This window comes from Methylocaldum sp. (assembly GCF_039794385.1).
Lineage (GTDB): Bacteria > Pseudomonadota > Gammaproteobacteria > Methylococcales > Methylococcaceae > Methylocaldum.
Genome location: NZ_JBDIVO010000466.1, coordinates 1 through 2,988 on the forward strand (window position 1 = coordinate 1; position 2,988 = coordinate 2,988).

A 2,988-nucleotide genomic window follows, 5' to 3' on the forward strand; every position below is an offset into this window, starting at 1 on the left:
ACGTCTACACCCACGGCGAACTGCTGCCGGCCCATGCTTATCCCAAGCTGCGCGCTTATCCTCATCTGGTCGGCAATTACGGTGGGGCCTGGCAGGACCAAACCCGCGAATTCGCCGAATTCCCGGGCGCGATCCTGATGACGTCCAATTGCCTGGTCGAACCCCATCCCCGCTACCGGCAACGCATCTTTACCGCGGGACCCGTGGGTTGGCCCGGCGTACGCCATATCGCCAACGGCGACTTCTCGCCGGTCATTCAAGCGGCACTGGCCTTCCCCGGTTTCCAGGAAGATGCCCCGGAACAAACCATTACCGTGGGATTCGCCCGCAACACGGTGCTAGGCGTCGCCGACAAAGTCGTGGATGCCGTCAAGACCGGCGCCATCCGCCACTTCTTCCTGATCGGCGGATGCGACGGCGCAGTGCCGGGACGCAATTACTACACCGATCTGGCGGACCGCGTACCCGAGGACAGCGTCATTCTCACCTTGGGCTGCGGCAAGTACCGCTTCAACCGGCACGAATTCGGCGCTATCGGCGGCATTCCGCGCCTCCTGGACATCGGTCAGTGCAATGACGCCTATTCCGCCATTCAAATCGCGAGTGCCCTGGCCGGAGCGTTCAACTGCGGCGTGAACGATTTGCCGCTGTCCCTCATGGTGTCCTGGTTCGAACAAAAAGCCGTGGCAGTGCTGCTGACCCTGCTTTCGCTCGGCATTCGGGGCATCCGACTCGGACCGACCCTGCCCGCATTTCTGACGCCTGCGCTCCTGGAGCAGCTATCGGCACGCTTCGACCTGAAACCGATCACTACTGCCGAAGCGGACATCGAGGCAGCGCTTCACCGGGCAGCCTGAACGTTTGAAGAAAGGGCTTATTCCATTCAGCATTCGAATGGACATTAATCGTAGGATGGGTAGAGCGAAGCGAAACCCATCGATGGTGGGTTAGCCCCTCGGCTCCGCGTAACCCACCGATTCGAGGTCGCTCGGTGGGTTACGCCCTCACGGCCTAACCCACCCTACAGCCCGCTCCCATCGATTTGCTCTCAGGGCGATCACGACTTTCCATTGGAGAACCCATGACCAACCACGTCATAACGCTCACCACCCGCGACGGGCAGCAGGTTCGTTTCACCTGCGAAACCGAACAGAATCTTCTCGCCGCCGCCGAGGAGGAAGGCATCGTACTTCCATCCTTGTGCCGGGACGGCGGCTGCGGCGCCTGTCTCTGTACCCGCGTCGACGGCGATTACCATCTGGACAGCTATAATCCGCAGGCGCTGCCCCCGGACGCCGCGGCTCGCGGCGACCTGCTGCTGTGCCGGGCCCATCCGCAAAGCGACCTTTCGCTCGAAGCGCCTTACGATTTCGACCGCATCCGCTTCGAAGCGCTGGCGAGCCGCCCCGCCGAAATCGTCGAGTTGGCGCCCATTGCCGAAAACACCGTACGCCTGCTGCTCCGGCTGCAGCCGGACAGCAGCGGCGGACAGGCCGCGGAATTCGAACCGGGGCAGTACATGAGTCTGGAAATTCCCGATTCCGGCATCAGCCGCGCCTACTCCATCGCCAATACATCCAACTGGACCGGAGAGCTGGAGTTTCTGATCCGGCTGCAGCCGGGCGGAACATTCTCCACCTATCTGGAGCGGGAGGCGAAGACCGGCCAGCGCATCGACGTGCGCGGCCCCAGCGGCCATTTCGTGCTGCAGGCGCAGAGCCTACGGCCTCGCTATTTCGTCGGGGGCGGCACCGGCTTGGCGCCTTTGCTGTCCATGCTGCGCCATATGGCCGAGTTGCAAGAACCGCAACCGGCGCGGCTCTATTTCGGCGTCAATCGCGAAGCCGAATTGTTCTGCCTGGACACGCTTCGGGAACTCACCGAGGCTCTGCCTCGGCTTAAAATCGAGCTTTGCGTGTGGCATCCGGAGCCGTCATGGGCCGGATTTCGCGGCACCCCGGTCGATGCGTTACGGCGCGACCTCGAACAAGGCGGACCGGCGCCGGATCTTTATCTGTGCGGTCCGCCCGCGCTAATCGATGCTGCGGCGGAGACGGCGCGTGCTTTCGGAATCTCCGATGAACACATCTTCAGCGAGAGGTTCTTGCCTTCGAACTGAAGAGCCGGCCCACTCGCGGAATCGACCTTCCCATCGTTCGCGCGAGGCGATATCGATTACTCACTCCCCCAGGCCTAATCGAACGACTGAGCAATGAATCATCAACGGGCCGATCTACCGCTATGCGCCTTCGCCCGCCGCAATAAGATGCCTTCCCTGACCAGTGCGGTTTCGAAGTCCGGGAAATCGCGAGCAGACCCGCCGGCCCTCGCCCAAAGCGCCTGCAATCGCGCTGCCGCGAAGCGGCTCTCGCATTCCCCCTCCGGCAGAAAACCCAGCGCCTTGGCGGCATCTACAGCGAGATCGGATAGAGCCGGTGCCGCCTTGGCCCAGACTCCGCGCAGTTCGCGCAAGAAGATATTGACCGTCGTGGGTCCGATACCCTTCGCCAGAGCGATCAACCTTCGTTCGAGATCCTCCGCGGATTCCGCTTTCGCATGCAGCCTGTTGAGACTTCCCTGATAGTCGTCCAGCAAGGACCGCGACAGGTTTAGGAGCTTGGTGGCGGTCTTAAAGTCATAACGGGTATACCCGCCCGTATCCAATACCGCCACCAATCCGTTCCAGCCGCATTCGATAATGGCTTCGGGAGTCGTCAGCTTCCTCTCCGCGAAAGCCCGGTAAGTGCGCGCCGCCAGCCGTTCGGAAATGCGCGCTCCGAACAAAACGGCCGCAAGAAGCCATCTGAAAAGTTCGCCGTCATCCAGCCCGGCGACATCGATACCCAGTTCGGCGGAAAAGCGGCCGCGGCGAGCGGCAACCAAATCGGCGGGCGACAAATGCTCGGTTTCCGTTTGAGCCAATTCGGTCATGCCTCACCACCTCAGGATGCGCCATTTGCACAATCCAGCAGCGCCAGATACAAGCCT

3 protein-coding genes are annotated in these 2,988 nt (G+C 61.9%); 2 read left to right on the forward strand and 1 reads right to left on the reverse strand.

Annotated features, from left to right (window positions below; genetic code table 11):
- Positions 1–857 (forward strand): hydroxylamine reductase (hcp, locus tag ABJK70_RS22795; RefSeq protein ID WP_347259231.1); only part of this gene is annotated, 857 nt, incomplete at its 5' end.
- A 224-nt stretch (positions 858–1,081) separates the two neighbouring features.
- Entirely contained in the window at positions 1,082–2,119 is a 1,038-nt protein-coding gene (gene mmoC, locus ABJK70_RS22800; protein ID WP_077732208.1) for an aromatic/alkene monooxygenase hydroxylase FAD-binding subunit MmoC, read from the forward strand.
- A 101-nt stretch (positions 2,120–2,220) separates the two neighbouring features.
- On the opposite strand, the gene ABJK70_RS22805 is transcribed toward mmoC, so the two are convergent.
- The gene (locus ABJK70_RS22805) at positions 2,221–2,931 is read right to left on the reverse strand and encodes a hypothetical protein (RefSeq protein WP_347259232.1); all 711 of its coding nucleotides are present in this window, start codon (positions 2,929–2,931) and stop codon (positions 2,221–2,223) included.
- Between the last annotated feature and the right edge of the window lie 57 nt (positions 2,932–2,988).

What these genes read in the sequence shown, in the direction of transcription:
- mmoC (WP_077732208.1), top strand. Translation starts at nt 1,082, where the DNA reads ATGACCAACCACGTCATAACGCTCACCACCCGCGACGGGCAGCAGGTT.
- ABJK70_RS22805 (WP_347259232.1), bottom strand. Translation starts at nt 2,931, where the DNA reads ATGACCGAATTGGCTCAAACGGAAACCGAGCATTTGTCGCCCGCCGAT.